This window comes from Geomonas sp. (genome assembly GCF_056994735.1).
In genome coordinates this window covers 1-1,307 of record NZ_JBXKJL010000377.1, presented here as the reverse complement: position 1 = coordinate 1,307, position 1,307 = coordinate 1, and the positions used below count along the sequence as shown (strand labels likewise).

General features: G+C 60.4%; 1 protein-coding gene, 1 tRNA gene and 1 pseudogene. 1 reads left to right on the top strand and 2 read right to left on the bottom strand.

The window, feature by feature from the left end:
• Together AC11W3_RS16290 and AC11W3_RS16285 are read right to left on the bottom strand one after the other, a co-directional pair.
• Nucleotides 1-263: pseudogene (locus AC11W3_RS16290) on the bottom strand (ISAs1-like element ISAzs22 family transposase); the annotation flags it as partial.
• Nucleotides 264-267: 4 nt separating this feature from the next.
• On the bottom strand, nucleotides 268-984 hold the full coding sequence (locus AC11W3_RS16285) for an ISAs1 family transposase (protein ID WP_484093360.1): 717 nt from the start codon (nucleotides 982-984) through the stop codon (nucleotides 268-270).
• A 184-nt stretch (nucleotides 985-1,168) separates the two neighbouring features.
• Between AC11W3_RS16285 and AC11W3_RS16280 the strand changes: the two genes are divergently transcribed.
• A tRNA-Ala gene (locus AC11W3_RS16280) sits at nucleotides 1,169-1,241 on the top strand.
• The last annotated feature ends 66 nt before the right edge of the window (nucleotides 1,242-1,307 follow it).

Below are 1,307 nucleotides of genomic sequence, written 5' to 3'. Positions count from 1 at the left end.
ACGTAATGCGAACGATTCTCGATCGACCAGTGTCCTCGGGCCCATTGGAGCAACTGAGCCGCGTCCGCCACCGCCCTCGAGACACTGGTGATGAAGTAACGGGTTTCGTGGGTGGTCTTGCCGTCTTTCACGACTTCGCTTTCGACCTGTCCAACCTGGGCAACGCCGGGCCAGTCCAGATATTCGTTGAGCGCCGTTGTCGCCTTCAACGTGCGACGCTCGCGACGGCCGTGTCCCTTGTTGAGAGTCGTCACCGTGTCCATGGCGTCATCCCAGATTCGTTGTTGCCGAGGGGGAAAAAGCCCCTTCTGCAGGAGCTGCGAAGGCCATCTGGATGTCGCGGAGAAGCGTGGGTTGGTTGTCTTTGACGAACACGAGGTAGTCGCCCCTGGCATCGACCACCTGCTGACAGAAATCGCGCTGGCAGAACATGGCGTCACCGCTGACCAAGCGTCCTTCCAACACCAAATCCTTGAGCAACCGAAGGGCTGCTTTGTGTTCGTTGGTCTTCTCTGCGCCGCCGTTGGGGACAACCGTTTGCGCCAGCGTCAAACCCGATTCGTGGGCCAGCAAGGAGAGCAGGTGCACGGCTTTCTGAAGGCTATCGCAACTCCCTCGGGCGGACTTGCCGTCCAGGGCGAAGGCCTTCGGCGGCGAGGGTTCGACGACGATCGGCCGGCTCAACAAGGTCTCGACCCAGCGGGTCAAAGCCTGCTCGAATGCCTGGACGTTCAGAGCGATCAGGACTTTGCGGATCCCTCCATCCTTCGGGGGCCTGCGCGTGAAACCCAGCCGGTGCATCAGCGTCATGTCTTGGTCCTGCGCCCATTGACCGATGGCCGCATAACTCTTGGCGCCGCACATGATGGCGCAGCACACAACGGCAAGGATGGCCGACAAGGGATGTCGCCGTCCATGACGGCTGCGAGGATCGGGGACCGTGGCAAGAAAGGAAAGTAGACTTCCCGCAGTAAAAGCGTCCATGCGGCTCCTCCATGCTGTGTTTTCCGGGTGAAAACCGATCTTCCATGCCCACAAAGGCTTTTCCTATTCCCCCAGACTCAAACTGTCAAGGGCCCTGCATCCACCCTGCCCTGGCCATCCGCGTCCGTCCTGGTTATGATAAAGTCCTCGGCGGACCGGAGCCGCCGGAACTCACACCGCTTCCGGGGACGTAGCTCAATTGGGAGAGCGCCTGGTTTGCAACCAGGAGGTTGGCGGTTCGATCCCGCTCGTCTCCACTCGGACGGAGCTTGAACAGGGCTTGTCACCGTTTCCCTTCCGCTGACATTTCCAGGGCTTACGTC